This is a genomic window from Sphingomonas sp. CBMAI 2297, from assembly GCF_029870595.1.
GTDB lineage: Bacteria > Pseudomonadota > Alphaproteobacteria > Sphingomonadales > Sphingomonadaceae > Sphingomonas.
The window spans coordinates 108938-125218 of sequence record NZ_JAPDIR010000013.1 but is presented as its reverse complement, the minus strand read 5'-3'; the positions used below and the strand labels follow the sequence as shown (position 1 = coordinate 125218).

Genomic DNA, 16281 nt, shown 5'->3' with positions numbered 1-16281 from the left:
CCCCTCCTCCGACCCCGCACCCGCGGGCGTCGCGCCCCATCCTCCACCTGCGGAGGTGAGGACCGTCACGGTTAAGGTCGGGGAGGCTCCGACCAAGACCAACCCAGGCACTCGGGCGCGGCTGCTCGCATAGCTGAGAGGACATCGCCATGGGGATGATCACCACCGGCATCTTCGCCGGCATGGATGATGCCGGGCTTCGCCCCGCACTGGCATCCGCACAGCTCGCGCTGATCGAGCTGATGTCGGGCAAGGCGATCGCCAGCATCTCCTACACCCAGGGCGACGGCGCTAAGGCACTTACGAAGAAGGTGACCACCGTCGCCGAATGCACTGCCCTTATCCAGCAGCTGCAGCACGGGCTCGGTATCACCCCCTCCCCGCGCCGGCCGATCAGGTTCATCCGCTAGTGGAGACGGTCTCGATCCTCGACCATCGCGGAAATCCAATGGTTCGACCGCCCAGTCGCGCAGGCGCCTTGGTGGGTGGTAACAACGGCATCCCCTATGACGCCGCCGACTTCTACAGCGACCACATGGCGGGCTGGTGGCCGTATCTCACCTCCCCCGATGGAGCGCTCAACTCCTATCGCGACACGATCGTCGCCCGCGTCCGCGACATAGTGCGCAACGATGGTTGGGCGTCTGGCACTATCACTCGCATTCTCGACAGTGCCGTCGGCGCCAATTTCCGGCCTATCTCCAAGCCGGATTTCAGTGCCCTCGCCTCCTATTCTGGCATCCGGGCCTTTGATGAGAGTTGGGCCTATGAATATGGGCGCTGGCTGGACGCGGCCTATCGCTCTTTCGCGCTGCGCCGCGGCCGTTGGAATGACCTTAGCCGTAAGCTCACCCTTCCCCAGCAATATCGCCTAGGCTTCCGGCATAAGCTGGTTGACGGCGATGCTCTCGCAATGCTGCACTGGCGGCCAGACCGGATCGGCCCCGGTCGATCGCACTATGCGACCACGCTCCAGATCATCGATCCCGATCGTCTGTCGAACCCGGTCAACGCCATGGATCAGCGGTACATGCGTGGCGGCGTCGAACTCGATCAGAACGATGACGGCATCGCGGTCGCCTATCATATTCGCCGCGCTCACCAGAATGACGTCTGGGCTGGCGCGGATAGCATGGCCTGGGATCGCATTCCGCGCGAGACCGATTGGGGCCGTCCGATCATCGTCCACGACTATGATCACGAACAGGCGGCGGCGCATCGGGGCGGCGCCGGCATCCTCGCCCCGGTGCTCCACCGGCTGCGGATGCTCTTCCAGTACGACGTCGCCGAGTTGGACGCCTCGCTGCTCAACGCGATCTTCAGCGCCTACATCGAGAGCCCCTTCGATCAGGAGTTCGTCGAAGGCGCGCTGAACGGTGCAGACGCGCTCAACGCCTATCAGGCCGAGCGCGCCGAATACCATCGGCAGAACAAGCTGAAGGCCCCGGGCACGGGCGCCTCGATGACGAAGCTCTTTCCGGGTGAAAAGCTCGGCCAAGTCACCACCGCGCGCCCCAACGCGAACTTCAAGGAATTCGAGGCCGCGGTGCTGCGCAATGTCGCCTCCGCCGCCGGCGTTTCGACCCAGCAGGTCACCAACAACTGGTCGGACGTCAACTATAGTTCGCACCAGGGCGCGCTGCAGGAGTTCTTCAAGACGCTCTCACGTCGTCGCGACGACTACGCGAACGGGTTCTGCCAGCCGATCCGCGAAGCCTTCGTCGAAGAGGCGATGGACCTCGACGATCCTCCCCTTCCCGTCGGCGCGCCCGAGTTCTTCGAATGCGCCGACGCCTATGCGCGGGCGAAATGGATCGGCCCGCCCCGCGGATGGACCAACCCCGTCGACGAAGTGAAGGGCGCTGTGCTCGGCATGGACGCGGCCCTGATGGATTACGAGGAGCTCTGCGCCGAGCAGGGCCTCGATGCTGCCGACATGATCGCCGCGCGCAAGCACACCATCCGTCGCTTCGAGGAAGCGGGCATCCCGCTGCCGACTTGGTCGGGCATGAACCCGCAGGGTGAGCCGGCCAACCGCACGATCAAGGACCCGGAGGCCACATGATCGAGTTCGCCCTTCTCGCGCAGGAGATGTTCAACACGCCGCTCGCGATCCACCCCCGAAAAGCGGAGATCGCCATGGCGGCCTTGGCCGAGAAGTTGGGGATCACCCAGCTGGTGCGCGCCAACGGGCAGCTCGTCACCGAAGCGATGGAGGATGACGAAGTTTTCGTGACCTCGTCATCGCGAAGCCGCTCGGCGGACCCGGGTTACGATCTCGTCGCCGGCGTCGCGATCATCCCGGTCTCCGGCACCCTCGCCCAGAAGACCCGTTCGCTCCGCCCTTACTCCGGCATGACCGGCTATGACGGCATCCGCCAGGCGTTCCTCACCGCGCGAGCTGATGAACAGGTGCGGGCGATCGCGCTGGATATCCAGTCGGGCGGCGGCGCGGTCGCTGGCCTGTTCGACCTAGTCGACACCATCCACGCCGCGCGCGGCGACAAGCCGATCGCCGCGATCCTGAGCGAGGTCGCCTATTCCGCCGCCTATGTTCTCGCCTCCGCGGTTGATCCCGGCAGGATCTATGTGCCGCGTACCGGTGGCACCGGCTCGAACGGGTGCATCTGCATGCACGTCGATATGTCGAAGGCGATCACCCAGGCCGGCCTGAAGGTCACGTTCATCACCTCCGAAGGGGCTGACCGCAAGACGGACGGCCATTCCGAAATCCCCCTCAGCGCCGACGCCTATGATGCGATCAAGGCGGACGTCGACGCGATGGGTGACCTGCTCCACGAAACCGTGGGCAGGAACCGGGGCCTCGCGGCCTCGAAGGTCCGCGGCCAGCAGGCCGCGACTTTCATGGGAGCTGCAGGCATCACTGCCGGCCTTGCCGATGCAGTGATGGCTCCCGACGCGGCTTTCCGCGCGCTGCTCGCCGAGATCGCCTGACACCAACCGGGAAGGAACCCGACATGGCCAAGCCCAATGCCCGGACGGGGACTGCCCCGTTCGCACACCTGCTTTCGTTCATTCCTGGCATGAAGGCCGGCGGCGGCGGCGCCGCTGCGGCGACCGAGGACGAGATCGAAGACGAAGACCGCGACGAGCAGCCCGACGCCGAGGATGACACCCCGGAAGAGGGCGCCGAGGACGACGCTCCCGACCAGGAAGCGGAGACCGACGACGGCAAGGAAGGCAAGCGCGCGTCGCGTCGCGCCCGCCGCGCCGAGAAGGACGAGGACGAGGAGGCCGAGGGCAAGGCCGAATCCGACGACGATGACGAGGAAATGGCGCAGGCGCGCCGCGAGGGTTACCTCGCCGCCCAGGCTCGTGGCCGTCGCATCTTCGGCGCTGCCTCCGCTGGCCTGCGTCCCGACATGGCCGCGCATCTCGCGTTCAACGACGAGATGCCGAGCACCCAGGCGATCGCCATGCTCGACATGGCCACGACCGGCCAGGCGCCGGCTGAATCCGGCTCGCGTCTCCATCGCCGCATGTCGCGCGTCGTGCTCCCGAACCCGGGCACCGGCGGCAACGCGGCGAAGCCGCGTGCCAAGGGCGAGGTCGACGCCTTCGTCGAGATGGCTGCCAAGGCGGCCGAGAAGGCCGGGATCCGCTGATCCCGGCCGCCACCATCCTCTAGGAAGGAAGACACGACATGACCACCTTTGGCGCCCCGCCCTTCCAGCCGGGCATGACCACGGACACCTACATCCCGGACCAGCTGATCGGCGGCGATCTCAAGATCGTCACCGATAATGCCACGATCACGGGCGGCGCGATCTACAAGCGCGGCACCGTGCTGGGGAAGATCACGGCGAGCGGAAAGCTGACCCAGGCCCTTGCCGCCTCGAATGACGGTTCGCAGACGCCGGTGACCGCGCTGGTCGACGACGTCGACTCGACCGGCGGCGACGTGACCGGCCCCGTGTTCCGGCAGGCGGAGCTCAACGGCAACGCGCTGATCCTCGGCACCGGCATCACCCTCAGCACCGCCAAGGCGGGGATGGAGGCGGCCGCTGGCTACAACCTCTTCATCAAGTCGCCGGTCACCGCTGCCGATCCGACCTGATCCACCCTTTCACGATCGATCCCTGAGCCCGCGTCACCGCGGGCCCTTTTCTTGGAGCCCGCAAGATGGCTGACGCAATCACCTATACGACCGCGAAGCTGGTCGGCATCGTTCCCAACCTCAAGACCTCGCAGAATTTCCTGCTGGACCTGTTCTTCCCCGGCATCACCGAAGCCGACACCGAGGAAGTCATCATCGACGTCGACGTCGGTCTTCGCCGCATGGCCCCGTTCTGCTCGCCGCTGGTCGAGGGCAAGCTCGTCGAGCAGCGCCGCTATCAGTCGAACACGTTCAAGCCGGCGTACATCAAGGACAAGCGCGCGCCGGATCTCCGCAAGCCGGTGCGCCGCCAGATCGGCGAGAAGATCGGTGGCGAGCTCACCGCGGGCGAGCGCGAACTGGCCAATCTTCAGCTCGAGATGGCCGACCAGGTCGACATGGTGAACCGCCGTCTCGAGTGGATGGCGGCATCCGCTCTCACCACCGGCAGCGTGACCATCGCCGGCGAGGGCTTCCCCACCACCGTGATCAACTTCGGTCGCTCCGCCGCGCTGACGGTCGCGCTGACCGGCGCAAACCGCTGGGGTCAGACCGTCAACGCCGCCGGCCGCGACACTAACATCGACGGCCAGATCACCGACTGGGCCGCGGCGATCCTGAAGGCGAGCGGCGCCACGCCCACCGATATCGTGTTCACCAACGGCGCCTGGAAGAAGTTCAAGACCGCCGAGGGCGTCCAGGGCGCGATCATCACTCCGGCACTTTCGCTGCCCAGCAACCAGATCGAGGCAGGCCCCCAGGTCCGGAAGGGTGGCGTGTTCATGGGCACCTGGGGCCAGTTCCGGCTCTGGCTCTACAACGACTGGTACATCGACGCGAGCGGCGTCGAGCAGCCCATGCTGGCCGATGGCACGGTGATCATGGGTGGCCCCGAGCTGATGGGCACGCGGGCCTTCGGCATGATCATGGACCCCAAGTTCAACTACAAGGCGATGGCCTATGCGCCGAAGACCTGGATCATGGAGGATCCGGCGCAGCGGATCATCATGATGCAGTCCGCCCCGCTGGTCATTCCCGAGCGCGTCAACGCCGCGCTCTGCGCTTCGGTCCTTTGATCGAAGCGCCGCCCCTCCCTCTTTTGGAGTAGAATAGATGGCTACCAAGAATGCGGCCGATCAGGCCGAAACCGCACCCGCCAACGAAGACATCGAGGAGTTCACTGTCGCTCCGGGCCGCACCGTGACGACCGACGACGGCGACGTCGGCCCGGGCGGCACGGTGATCCTCTCGGTGAAGGAAGGCGCGAAGCTGCGCAAATCGGGCTTCCTCCTCGCCGAAGATGGTTCGGTGACCGTCAATGCCGACGGTCCGCCGACCTCGGCAGGCGCCGAGATCAAGGAACAGTAAGTGGCGATCGACTGGGACACCGAGCTGCTCGCAACGATCATGGCGGTATTCGGCGAGGGGAAGTCCAACGACCCTTCGTCGTGGCCGACTTTCCATCCGCGCGGCGGTGCGGCGTTCCAGTTGCCCGACGCCGTTTTTGACTCAGCCTATCGGCAGGTGCTCGATCTCGGCGACGGCGTAACCTCCACCACCTACCATCCGGTGCTTGGCGTCCGCGACGCACTGTTCGAGCAGCCCGGGCGGCGCCAGCCCGAGCAGGGCGACATCATAACCATGTCGAATGGCGACAAGTATGCGGTCTCCGAGCCCCAGGCCGATGGCCACGGCCATACCCTGCTTATCTTGATCGAGGCGGCCTGATGACCACCGCAGCGGACCTGTTCGACTTGGTAGTCGCGGTCTTCGCCCAGCGCGAGGACCAGTCCTGGCCGACATCGGCAGAGGGGCGCGTAGATAGTCCCGGCGTGCTCCCGACTCAGCCCGATGACTATCCGCGCACCAAGCTGCGCCTGATAGGGGAAACCAAGCTCGGTCAGGGTCGCGGGTCGATCGGCTTCGTCACCACACCAATCATCCGCGTCATCAGCGAAGTCTCCGCCCCAGTGTCTATCACGGATGCGAAAAGCTCCGAGGTCGAGGAGCGCCTTTGGGCGATCAAGGCCGAGAACGAGCGCGCGATCATCAACAGCCAGCCACTGTTCCAGCATGTGCAGCAGTTGATCAGCGTCCAGACGCAGTTCGCGTTCGAAGCCCAGGCGACCATGCTCGCCGGCATCCAGTCCGATTACACCTTCGAGATTTACGAGACGGCCGAGGACTTCGCCCCGCTGCCGACCGAGATCCTTACCGAGATCGTCGCAACCGATCCCATTCACCCCGGCGTCCAGTGGGCCGCCTTCCAGAGCGAGTAGCCGCCATGATCGTCACCACCGCCCCGGGCACGCTTGTGCGCGATCCGGTCACCAAGCTTGCGCTCGAGCCGGGCGCCGACATCGACCCCAACGACCCCTATTTCGCGCGCGCTATCGCCGACGGCGATCTCCTCCCCGCCGACCAGACGGTCGAGCCCGGCGCCGCGCCGGAAGAGAACCCGCCCACCGGTGGCCGCCCGCCCCGCGCGAAGGCCTCGGCCCTCCCCTCCAGCGACGAGGACAAGGCATGATCCCGTTCAAGACGATCCCCGCAGGTCTGCGGGTTCCCGGCCTCTATAACGAGCTGGACGCGAGCCAGGCGAACACCGCCTCGGGCACGCAGCGCGCGCTGGTCATCGGCCAGATCACCGCAGGCGCCAGCCTGCCCGCGAACGTGCCGACGTTGGTCGCCAGCGCGACCGAGGCCCGCACCGCGGGCGGCGCCGGCTCAATGCTGGCCGCGATGATTGCCGGCTACCGGGCGAACGACCCGTTCGGCGAGGTCTGGTATCTCCCGATCGCCGATGATCCAGTCGGCACCGCGGCGGCCGGCGCGATCACGATCGCGGGGCCCGCCACCGCGGCAGGCATCATCAGCCTCTACATCGCGGGCCAGCTCGTTTCGGTGCCGGTCGCCAGTGCCGCCACCGCCGCCACGATTGCCACGACTCTGGCCGCTGCGATCAACGCTACCGTCGACCTGCCGGTCACTGCTGTGGTCGACGGCGTCACCACCTCGAAGGTCAACGTGACAGCCAAGAACAAGGGCCTGGCCGGGAACGACATCGACCTCCGGGTGAATTATCTGGGCACGGCAGGCGGCCAGCAGCTGCCGGGCGGGGTTACCGTCACCTTCGCCCCCATGGCGGGCGGACTGCTGAACCCGTCGCTGACCAACGCTCTGGCGGCGCTCGGCGATCTGCCGTTCGACTTCATCGTAAGCCCCTATACCGACGCGACTTCGATCGCGGCGATCAGCGGCCTGCTGAACGACCTGACCGGGCGCTGGTCCTACACCTCGCAGCTCTACGGCCATGCTTTCATCGCGAAGCGCGGCACGCAGGGCGCGCTTGCCACCTTCGGCATCGGCCTCAACGATCAGCACCTTTCCTGCCTCGGGTTCAACGACAGTCCCTCGCCCAACTATGTGTGGTCGGCGGCTGTCGCGGGTGCCGCCGCGGTGAGCCTGCGCGCGGATCCGGGCGTGCCACTGCAGACCGTGCGGATCGCCGGGGTGCTGGCGCCCCCCGTTTCGAGCCAGTTCCTCGCGTCCCAGCGTGCGGTGCTGCTCTATGACGGTATCGGCACGTTCAAGGTGATGCGCGACGGCACGGTCCAGATCGAGCGGCTCATCACGACGTTCCAGACCAACGCACAGGGCCAGGCGGACAATAGCTATCTGGACGTCGAGACGCTGTTCACGCTGATGGCGGTGCTCCGCGCCTATTCGACGCTGTTCACGACCAAGTTCGCCCAGGTGAAGCTGGGTAGCGACGGCGTGCGCTACGGGCCCGGTGCCAACGTCGTCACCCCGGCGACGATCAAGGCCGAGTTGATCGCGCTCTATCGCAGCCTCGAAAGCGAACAGGCGTGGGTCCAGAACTCGGAAGCCTTCGCCGCTTCCGTCGCGGTCACGAAGAACGCCAGTTCGCCCGGCCGCGTGGACGTCCTGCTGCCGATCACCGTGATCGGCCAGCTGCGCGTCATGGCCGTCCTCGTCCAGTTCAAGCTCAGCTAAGGAACCACACCAATGGCCGACAATATGATCGCCGGCACGGTCTATCTGACCATCGACAGCAAGAGCTGTCAGCTGGTCGGCGAGTTCGCCTATCGCCCCACCCAGAACACCAACGAGACCCTCAAGGGCCTTGATGGCATCCATGGTCTCAAGTCCGTGCCCGAGGCTGGCATGATCAAGGCGAAGCTGCGCGATAGCGGCTCGATCTCGATCCAGGAGTTGGGAAACGCCACCGATGTCACGGTCGTCGCGAGCCTCGCGAATGGAAAAACGGTGATCGGCCGCAACATGTGGCGCGCGGGCGAGCCGCTCGAGGTCGACGCCGAGGATGGCACGTTCTCGATCCAGTGGGAGGGTGCCGATGTCAGCGAAGCCTGAGGAGCCCGGTCTGGACGAAGATCTCGTCATCACCTTCCGCAAGGCGATCGACGGGGTCGCGGGGCCCATCGCCAGCATCGTCATTCGCGAGCCGACCGCAGGCGAGATGATGCAATGGGACCGCTTGAGCGGCGTGGAGGCCGACGTGAAGGCCATTTCCGTCGTGGCCGGCATCCCGCCGGTCGACGTCGAGAAGCTGGCGGCGCGCGATTTCATTCGCGCGTCACGCAGGATTGCCGCTTTTTTGGACTGAGGCCGGCTGGCTGGCCCGAGGCGCTGGACGCCTTGGCCCAACGGTACGGCAAGATGCCCGACGAGATCGCGACGCGTCCATGGTCCACGCTCACGACCTGGTTGATCTGGGCTGGCCTTCTGCAGGTAGATGAGGGTAGCGAATGAGCCAGCCAAAGGTCTCGATCGCCATCACGGCGGACGACAAAACAGCCAAGGGCGCCAAGTCCGCGGAGAAGCGCGTCGGGCTGATCCCGAAGCACCTGAGCGCCAACAATCGCGCCTGGGCACGCGAGACCCAGGCCACGGTGTCCCGCACATCGTCGGGGATGATCCGGTCGTTCGGCAACGTCGAGCGTGCCACCGCCCGCGCGCTGGGCGGCCGGTCGGTCACGAGCGGCATCACCAGCCGGCTGGGCGGCATCCGCGCAGCCGCTGCCGAGGCGGCGACGGGGCTGGCCGGTGCCGCCGAAGCTGGCGGCACCATGAGCATGATGCTCGGCGGCCTCGGCGTGGTGGCCGGCGCCACGGTCGGTATCCTGGGCAGCCTCGCCTACGGCGCCTTTCGGCTGGTCGACGGTTGGAGCAAAGGCGCCGCCACGATCGGCCGCATGGCCGATACCATGGGCGTTGCGCGCAAGGAGATGCAGCAGTTCGTCGCCGCCAGCGAGCGCATGGGGGTCGACAAGGGAACCGCCACCGGCGGCATCGCCAGTCTCTCGCAGACCCTGAACGACGCGCGCTATGGCCGAAACAACGACGCCCTGGCGATCCTGAGCAAGATGGGGGTGAAGCTGCAGCTGCACGACGACGGCACCGTCGATGTCGAGAAGATGCTGCCCGCCATCGCTGATGCCATAGCGCGCCAGAACAGCTCCGGCCGGCGCACGGCCGCGCACGCGCTCGGCCTGTCCGACACGATGATCTCGGTCTTCGCCCAGGGCGGCAAGGCGCTGGCGACCGATATGGCCGATGCTGGGCGCACTGCGTACATGGTCGATGACGAAGACATCGCCCGCGCGCAGCGCATCCAGCGCAAGGGCACCATGGTCAGCCAGATGAAAGACCGCGCCATGGCGTGGGCCGGCAGCGAGGCGGCGAACGTCGCGGAACCGGGCTACGACGCCGTCCTTTCCGGCGGCCGGGCGTTGATGGGCTCGGGCGGCGCCTCGTTCGGTGGCGTGGTCAAGAACGTCTTCACGCCAGGCGCGCGCTCGGTCGAACGGGGTGGCGCTGCCACTGAGCGCGGTGGCCAAGCGATCGAACGTGCGGCGGCGGGGCTAACACGAGGGGCGATCACCGCCGCCCAGCGAACCCAGTCCAAATACGGTGTGCCAGCTTCAATCACGCTCGGGCAGTACGGGTTGGAAAGCAGCTTCGGCCGCCGGATGCCGCGGGGCAGCAATAATCCGTTCGGGATCAAAGCGAAAGCCGGCGAACCCTACGTCGTTGCCAGGACGCGTGAAGAGGATCGGTGGGGGCGCTCCTATTGGATCAACGCTCGATTTCGGAAATTCGACAGCCTTGAGGAGGCTTTCGACGCGCACGCTCGCCTCCTCCAAGGTCGGCGCTATGCCAAGGCCCGCGCAGCTACCAACTCGGATGACTATGCTGACGCACTGCAGGGCACCTACGCTACGGACACTCACTACGGACAGAAGCTGAAATCAGTCATCCGTCGGAACGATCTCGGGAAATACGATAGGCCATCGAGCACGAACATTCCGGTGACTGTTGAGGTGAGGCTCCCCAACGCGCCGCCCGGAACTTCGTCAACCGTTCAAGCTGGGCGAGGCCCGCGGCCGGCAATCAGCCACGCGGTCAAGTGATCAGTAACCGGGGGCTCCAGCTCGGAAGCACTTCGACATCGCGGACACGATAGGGTTGTATTTTCCCGCCGCACTATTTGGGTACTCAAAGTTGAAAACCAGCACCTGATCTCCTCGACTAAGTGCCTTGATGTAGTAGGTTTTCGTGCGGGTCTCGCCCGAGATGACGCCCCAAGTTTTGCCGCTCGCGCGGTAGGTTATCTTGCCACCCGCCTTGACGATGTCTGCCTCGAACAGTCGAAGTTCGCCGTGAAAACCATCGGGGCCAGCTGTTGCGCCATATGCCGCCAGCTCGGCGCCATCGGCAGCAGCAAACTTACGCCCATCACTATTGGCGGCTTCCGGCTGTGGCACCAGCACCGCACGCGGATAACAAGCGGTGAAGCCGTACCGGACGTTCGTATACGAGCTCCAGTCGTCAGTGCCTGCGGTGACAACCGCCAGCAGCAACAGTCCCAGCATCGCCCTCTCCTTCGATTCGCCGCGCGATGTATCACCCACGGGGGTCCAGCATGTCCATTCTCAACGGATCGACCCGCCTGCTCCCCGCGAGCTTCCGGGGCGTTCCCTTTGCCGTCACCGACCAGAGCACCACCGTCGGCCGGCGCATCGCCCCTCACGAATATTGGGGGTCGAACGACGTCTGGTCCGAGGATGTCGGCCGAGGCCTGACCCGCTACCGGCTTCGTGGCTTCCTCCTCGACAACGACCGGGTCTATGCGGGCGCCCCGATCGAGGTACAGCGGCTGCTGCTCTACGCTGCCGCCAAGGCCAGTGGCGCCGGCCCGCTGACGCATCCCACCCTGGGCTTGCTCATGGTGAACTGCGAGAGCGTCAGCGTCAGCGAATCGCTCGATGGCGCAACCGTGAGCTGGGTGGAGTTCAGCTTCATCGAAGCCGGCAAGCAGGCATTCCCAGGCCTGTCGCTCGATATGATCTCGGCATCGGGCACGGTGATCACGGCGATCGGCGTGGCGGTGACGGCTGCGGTGGCGATCGGCATGTCCGGCAAGAGTTCTTCGGGAGCGGCCAGCGGGAGCTTGCGCGACACCTCCGATCAGTGGACCGGCCAGGTCGAGATGCTCGGCAACGATGCGACGGCGCTGTCGCGTCTGGTCGCCTCCTTGCCCGGCAATTACGGGCGGTATGCGCGCGGCGCCGTGGCGGCGGCGACGCCTTCGACCATGGCGGAGCTGGTCGAGCATGCTGCCGACGACCGCGCCGCCATCGGCGCCGCGTCGGCCAAGGTCAGCGAGGTGCTGTCCAACCTCACCGTGTCCACCACCGAGAGCGATTACGCGGCGGCCGTCAAGGATATGATCTCGGCATTGTCCAAGGCGTGCGCGGATCCTGCCGACAGCATCCGTCTGCTGTCCCAGCTTCTGATTTTCCGGCCCCAGGGGATCGGCGCCGCGACGCCGAGTGGCCTGGCCGTGTCGGGCGCCTTCATCCTCGCCGCCACCCTCGAACTGGCGCGGGCTACCACGACCTACAAGCCGGCCAGCTACGACGATGCATTTGCGCTGCTCCGGCGCATCACCGACGCGATCGACGCGGCGCTCAACGTCGCGAGCGAGCAGGGCCAGGACAGCCTCTATGAAGCGCTCCGGACGTTGCGCGTGGCAGTCGTCGACGATCTCCGGGCCCGCGGCGCTACCCTCACCCATGTTCGCACCTTCGAAGTGCCCGCCGCCATCCCGGCGCTGGCGCTGGCCCAGCGCTTCTATCGTGATCCTGCTCGAGCGGAGGAGTTGGTGGCCGCCGCCGGCCCGAAATGCGTGAGCCCGCTGTTCATGCCCACCAAGATCCAGGCGCTGGCCGCATGACCGAGAAAGTCTCGATCACGATCGGCAATCCCCCGAGCGATGGTGATGGTGGTGATGACATCGTCGTCACCGGCGGGAAGTCCATTGCGGGATGGGAGAACGTGGACATCACTCTGCGTTGCGACGGCTTCCCGAACGGCTTCTCGCTCTCCTCCTCGGCCACGGTCAAGCAGGGCGGCGAGGGCACGCCGGGCAATCCCGGGGACCTCTGCTGGGTTTCGATCGGGGATGACCGCGTCGTTACCGGCTATCTAGATGAGCGAGTCGAGAGCTTCGACGTCGACTCGCATAGCCTGATGCTCTCTGGCCGCGGGAAGACACAGGATCTGGTCGATTGTTCGGCGGAATATGAGACGGCCCAGATGATCGATCTGGATGCGCTGGCGATCTCAGAAAAGATCGCGGAGCCCTACGGCGTGCGGGTCAATTTGGCGGACGGCGCAGCCCCAGGCCCGAAGGTGCCACAATGGACGCTGGAGTATTCCGAAACCGGCGCCGCGATAGTGCAGCGCGTGGCCCAGAATGCAGGCCTCGTCGCCTATGAGAGCGCGGAAGGCGAGCTGATGCTGGCCAATGTCGGCGAAACACAGTCGGCCAGCGGAATCAAAGCGGGCCCTGGTGGCAATGTCGAGCGCGGCTCGGTCTCGGTCTCGATGCACCAACGGTTCTCGGAAATCGTCTGCTGCCGCTATCGTGCTGCTGTCTACGGTGACATCCCCGGTTCGGATTTCTTCCACACCGAGAAAGACCCCAACGTTCGCCGCCATCGGCGGCTGAACATCATCTTGGAATCGGTCGGTGGCGAGGAGTTGGCCGAGGACTTCACCAAGCGTCGCGCGCGGTGGGAGGCTACACGCCGCATGGGCCAGTCGATCGTCGTCGAAGTGACGGTGGACAGCTGGCGGGACAAGGACGGCGAGCTATGGCTGCCGAACAGGCTTGTGCCTGTCGACGTGCCAGGGTGCAAAGTCAGCCCGCTCCTGATCGCGAGCGCGCGCTTTCGTCGCGACAAGAGCGGAACTCATGCCGACCTGGTGCTCATGCCGAAGGAGGCCTTCGCGATCGAGCCGATCTCGCTGCTCAATGTCGCAGCGTCGGATGTCAAAGGACCGACCGAGCAATGATGGCCAGGCTTCTGGCGCTGGTCGGTGTTGGCCGGGCCACACTCACCGACGACAGCAAGGAGGTGCAGCTCGTTCAGTTGACGGAGGGGTTCGTCGGCACCGGCGGGGCCAACCGTATCACCGACAAGGTGCCGCGCGTCATGGAGTTCGGCTTCACCTCGACCTTGCCCGAGGGATCGGAGATCGTGGTGATTCGTGGGAACGGGGAGCGCTCGCGCAGCATCGCCATCGCCAGCCAGCACCGCGATTCCCGCCCGACTGACCTGAAGGCCGGCGACACCGCAATCTATGACGTGCGCGGCCGGATCATGAAGTTGACCGCGGACGGGATCGAGATCGACGCCGCCGGCGGACCTGTTACCATCAAGAACGCGAGCAAGGTCCGCTGCGAGTGCGATGTCGAGACGACCGGTGACGTGATCAGCCGCGCCGATGGCACGAAGGTCAGCCTGAACAAGCTCTACGACGCCTACAACGCTCACACGCACCCGCCGGCCGCCAAGGGCGGCCAGTGGGGCTCGGGGCCGCCGGACAAGAAGGCATAGCATGGCCGATATCATGACCATCTGGGACGCCTCCCTGGGACGGGGCGACTGGTCCCTGCCATCCCCTGTCTATCCCTTCGCGGTGGACGGCGCGGGCAAGCCGATCATCGGCCCGGACGGCTTCGCAGTGGCGACCGTCGCCAACGGCGCCCTGCCCGGTTCAGGCCTGATGTCCGGCAACGATATCGAGACGGCGGTGCTGCTCAGCCTCCACACCGATGCGCCCGCTGACGACGACGACGTTATCCCCGACGCAAGCGGGGATCCGCGCGGCTGGTGGGGCGACAGTACCATGGGCTCGAAGCTCTGGCTTCTAAGTCGGGCCAAGAAGACGCCCGCCACCCTTCTGCTCGCCAAGGCATATGCCGAGGCGGCGTGCGCCTGGCTCGTGTCGGATGGCGCCGCGGCGAGCGTGAACGTCACTGCCGAATGGGTGTCGCCCGGCGCGATGCTCGGCCTGCTCGTCGTCGTGGCGCAGCCGGATGGCAATGCCGTGCGCGTCGCCACCCAGTTCGCCTGGAAGGATCTCTGATGGCATTCCCGCGTCCGACCCGCGATCAGCTCAAGGCGCAGGCCGAGGCAGATGTAATATCTTCGCTGCCGGCGACCGAGGCCCTCCTGCGTTTCTCCAACCTGCGCACGATGGCCGTGACCCAGGCTGGCCTCGCCAACGGTCAGTACGGCTATCTCGACTATATGGCGAAGCAGGGCGTGCCCTTCACCGCGGAGGAGGAGGCGCTGGAGGGCTGGTCCGCATTCAAGGGGGTCACGCGCAAGCCGGCCACGCGCGCGGCCGGCATCGTTCGCTTCAACGGCACGAATGGCGCCGTGGTGCCGGAGGGCACGCCGGTTCTTCGGAGCGACGGCTTCGCCTTCGCAGCCTCGCAGGACACCACCGTGGTTGGCGGCGTTGCCGCAGTCCCCGTCACCGCAAGCACGCCCGGCAGCGCGGGCAATAGCGGTGCCGGCACGGGCTTCGCGATCGTTGCCGGCGTCAGCGGTGTAGCTTCGGGCGGTATCGCGATCGGCCCCCTGACTGGCGGCGCGAATGTCGAACTCGACGACTCCCTGCGCGCCCGCATGATGTTCGCCTTCGCGAACCCGCCGCAGGGTGGTTCCAAGAGCGACTATGAGCGCTGGGCTCGGGAGGTGCCGGGCGTGACGCGCGCCTGGGCGGTGCCGAATGGCATGGGCCCGTCCACCGTCGTCGTCTATTTCATGATGGACGATGCCCAGGCGGTCCATGGTGGCTATCCGCAGGGCGGGAACGGCGTGGCTGCCGGCGAGCGACGGGATACCCCCGCAACGGGCGACCAGCTCACCGTTGCGAATGCGCTGTTCGTCAAGCAGCCGGCGACGCCTCTCGTCTATGCTGTCGCGCCCCGCGCGAACACCATCAACATGACGATTGCCGGCCTGGGCACCGCCAGCGACAGCCTCAAGGCCGCTATCGTGATCGCGATCAAGAACGCCCTGTTTCTGGGCGGCATCCCGGGCGGAAAGACGAATGTTTCGGCGATCGAGGCGGCGATCGCCGCGGTGAACGGCTCGGCCGGGTTCGTGATCATCGGCATCACCGCCGGCGCCGGCACCGTCAACCCCGGCGCCGCGGGCAACATCATCTCCAACGCCGGCTTTCTCCCGGCGCTGGGCGCGGTCACCTGGGCGGCATGAGCGCGCGGTTCTCGCAAGAGGATTACGCCGCGGCTGCCCGGGCGCTGATGCCCCGGGGGGCGGTTTGGCCCGAGGATGGGACGTCGGTCCAGGGCAAGCTGCTGCGCGCGCTGGCACTGACCTGGTGGCGGATCGATGCGGCGGCGGTTCAACTGCTCGAGGACACCTTCCCGGCCACGACCGACGCCCTGATCGAAGAATGGGAGGCGACCGTCGGGCTGCACGCCGCGGACGGCGCGAGCATCGAGCAGCGCCGAGCAAAGGTGGTGGCCCGCCTCGTTGGTGCCGGCGGCCAGTCCCGCGAGCGGTTCATTTCCTTCGCCGCCACGCTCGGCTTCACGATCACGATCACCAACTATGCCCCCCTCCGCGTCGGGCATTTCAATGCCGGCGACGCCGCCTATGGGCAGGCCTGGGCGGATGCATGGGGCGTCCACATCACCACGAACACCGGCGGGCTCCCCCCCGCCGCGCTGATAGCCGAGCTCGAGGCGATCAAGCCGGCCGAGACCACCATCCTCCTGATCTGAGGACAAACCA

Annotated in this window: 21 protein-coding genes; 20 read left to right on the top strand and 1 reads right to left on the bottom strand. The window is 66.3% G+C overall.

The window, feature by feature from the left end:
* The first annotated feature begins 149 nt into the window (after positions 1–149).
* The 14 genes from gpW to OMP43_RS17465 all read left to right on the top strand — a co-directional run bounded on the left by gpW (position 150) and on the right by OMP43_RS17465 (position 10572).
* Positions 150–410, top strand: a complete 261-nt coding sequence (gpW, locus tag OMP43_RS17530) for a gpW family head-tail joining protein (RefSeq protein WP_280280821.1) — start codon at positions 150–152, stop codon at positions 408–410.
* Between the two features lie 38 nt (positions 411–448).
* The gene (locus tag OMP43_RS17525; protein ID WP_280280820.1) at positions 449–2065 is read left to right on the top strand and encodes a phage portal protein; all 1617 of its coding nucleotides are present in this window, start codon (positions 449–451) and stop codon (positions 2063–2065) included.
* Positions 2062–2955, top strand: a complete 894-nt coding sequence (locus tag OMP43_RS17520; protein ID WP_280280819.1) for a S49 family peptidase — start codon at positions 2062–2064, stop codon at positions 2953–2955. The genes OMP43_RS17525 and OMP43_RS17520 overlap by 4 nt, the downstream gene beginning before the upstream one ends.
* A gap of 23 nt (positions 2956–2978) precedes the next feature.
* Positions 2979–3626, top strand: coding sequence for a hypothetical protein (locus tag OMP43_RS17515; protein WP_280280818.1), 648 nt, complete (start codon positions 2979–2981; stop codon positions 3624–3626).
* Positions 3627–3664: 38 nt separating this feature from the next.
* Entirely contained in the window at positions 3665–4078 is a 414-nt protein-coding gene (locus OMP43_RS17510; RefSeq protein WP_280280817.1) for a head decoration protein, read from the top strand.
* Between the two features lie 65 nt (positions 4079–4143).
* Positions 4144–5193, top strand: coding sequence for a major capsid protein (locus OMP43_RS17505; protein ID WP_280280816.1), 1050 nt, complete (start codon positions 4144–4146; stop codon positions 5191–5193).
* A gap of 37 nt (positions 5194–5230) precedes the next feature.
* Complete coding sequence (locus OMP43_RS17500; RefSeq protein WP_280280815.1) at positions 5231–5485, top strand: hypothetical protein; 255 nt, start codon at positions 5231–5233, stop codon at positions 5483–5485.
* The gene (locus tag OMP43_RS17495) at positions 5486–5845 is read left to right on the top strand and encodes a hypothetical protein (RefSeq protein ID WP_280280814.1); all 360 of its coding nucleotides are present in this window, start codon (positions 5486–5488) and stop codon (positions 5843–5845) included. It begins immediately after the preceding gene.
* The gene (locus OMP43_RS17490; protein WP_280280813.1) at positions 5845–6396 is read left to right on the top strand and encodes a hypothetical protein; all 552 of its coding nucleotides are present in this window, start codon (positions 5845–5847) and stop codon (positions 6394–6396) included. The genes OMP43_RS17495 and OMP43_RS17490 overlap by 1 nt, the downstream gene beginning before the upstream one ends.
* A 5-nt stretch (positions 6397–6401) precedes the next feature.
* A complete protein-coding gene (locus OMP43_RS17485) occupies positions 6402–6647 on the top strand; it encodes a DUF2635 domain-containing protein (RefSeq protein WP_280280812.1) in 246 nt (81 codons plus the stop codon).
* Entirely contained in the window at positions 6644–8134 is a 1491-nt protein-coding gene (locus OMP43_RS17480; RefSeq protein ID WP_280280811.1) for a phage tail sheath subtilisin-like domain-containing protein, read from the top strand. Before OMP43_RS17485 ends, OMP43_RS17480 begins: the two co-directional genes overlap by 4 nt.
* A gap of 12 nt (positions 8135–8146) precedes the next feature.
* Positions 8147–8512 carry a phage tail tube protein gene (locus OMP43_RS17475; protein WP_280280810.1) on the top strand — a complete coding sequence of 122 codons (366 nt, stop codon included), beginning with the start codon at positions 8147–8149 and terminating at the stop codon, positions 8510–8512.
* A complete protein-coding gene (locus OMP43_RS17470) occupies positions 8496–8765 on the top strand; it encodes a phage tail assembly protein (protein ID WP_280280809.1) in 270 nt (89 codons plus the stop codon). Before OMP43_RS17475 ends, OMP43_RS17470 begins: the two co-directional genes overlap by 17 nt.
* Positions 8766–8907: 142 nt before the next feature.
* Complete coding sequence (locus OMP43_RS17465; protein WP_280280808.1) at positions 8908–10572, top strand: glucosaminidase domain-containing protein; 1665 nt, start codon at positions 8908–8910, stop codon at positions 10570–10572.
* Here the strand turns inward: OMP43_RS17465 and OMP43_RS17460 are convergent, their stop codons facing one another.
* On the bottom strand, positions 10573–11034 hold the full coding sequence (locus tag OMP43_RS17460; RefSeq protein WP_280280807.1) for a hypothetical protein: 462 nt from the start codon (positions 11032–11034) through the stop codon (positions 10573–10575).
* Between the two features lie 50 nt (positions 11035–11084).
* Between OMP43_RS17460 and OMP43_RS17455 the strand changes: the two genes are divergently transcribed.
* Genes OMP43_RS17455 through OMP43_RS17430 form a run of 6 tightly spaced genes read left to right on the top strand, consistent with a single transcriptional unit; the run spans position 11085 to position 16271 of the window.
* On the top strand, positions 11085–12398 hold the full coding sequence (locus OMP43_RS17455) for a DNA circularization N-terminal domain-containing protein (protein WP_280280806.1): 1314 nt from the start codon (positions 11085–11087) through the stop codon (positions 12396–12398).
* A complete protein-coding gene (locus OMP43_RS17450; RefSeq protein WP_280280805.1) occupies positions 12395–13522 on the top strand; it encodes a phage baseplate assembly protein in 1128 nt (375 codons plus the stop codon). The genes OMP43_RS17455 and OMP43_RS17450 overlap by 4 nt, the downstream gene beginning before the upstream one ends.
* The gene (locus tag OMP43_RS17445) at positions 13522–14067 is read left to right on the top strand and encodes a phage baseplate assembly protein (protein WP_280280804.1); all 546 of its coding nucleotides are present in this window, start codon (positions 13522–13524) and stop codon (positions 14065–14067) included. Before OMP43_RS17450 ends, OMP43_RS17445 begins: the two co-directional genes overlap by 1 nt.
* Before the next feature lies 1 nt (position 14068).
* Entirely contained in the window at positions 14069–14599 is a 531-nt protein-coding gene (locus OMP43_RS17440) for a phage GP46 family protein (RefSeq protein ID WP_280280803.1), read from the top strand.
* Positions 14599–15741: a baseplate J/gp47 family protein gene (locus OMP43_RS17435; protein ID WP_280280802.1), complete on the top strand. Its 1143-nt coding sequence runs from the start codon at positions 14599–14601 to the stop codon at positions 15739–15741. The genes OMP43_RS17440 and OMP43_RS17435 overlap by 1 nt, the downstream gene beginning before the upstream one ends.
* On the top strand, positions 15738–16271 hold the full coding sequence (locus OMP43_RS17430) for a putative phage tail protein (protein WP_280280801.1): 534 nt from the start codon (positions 15738–15740) through the stop codon (positions 16269–16271). Before OMP43_RS17435 ends, OMP43_RS17430 begins: the two co-directional genes overlap by 4 nt.
* Positions 16272–16281 lie beyond the last annotated feature (10 nt).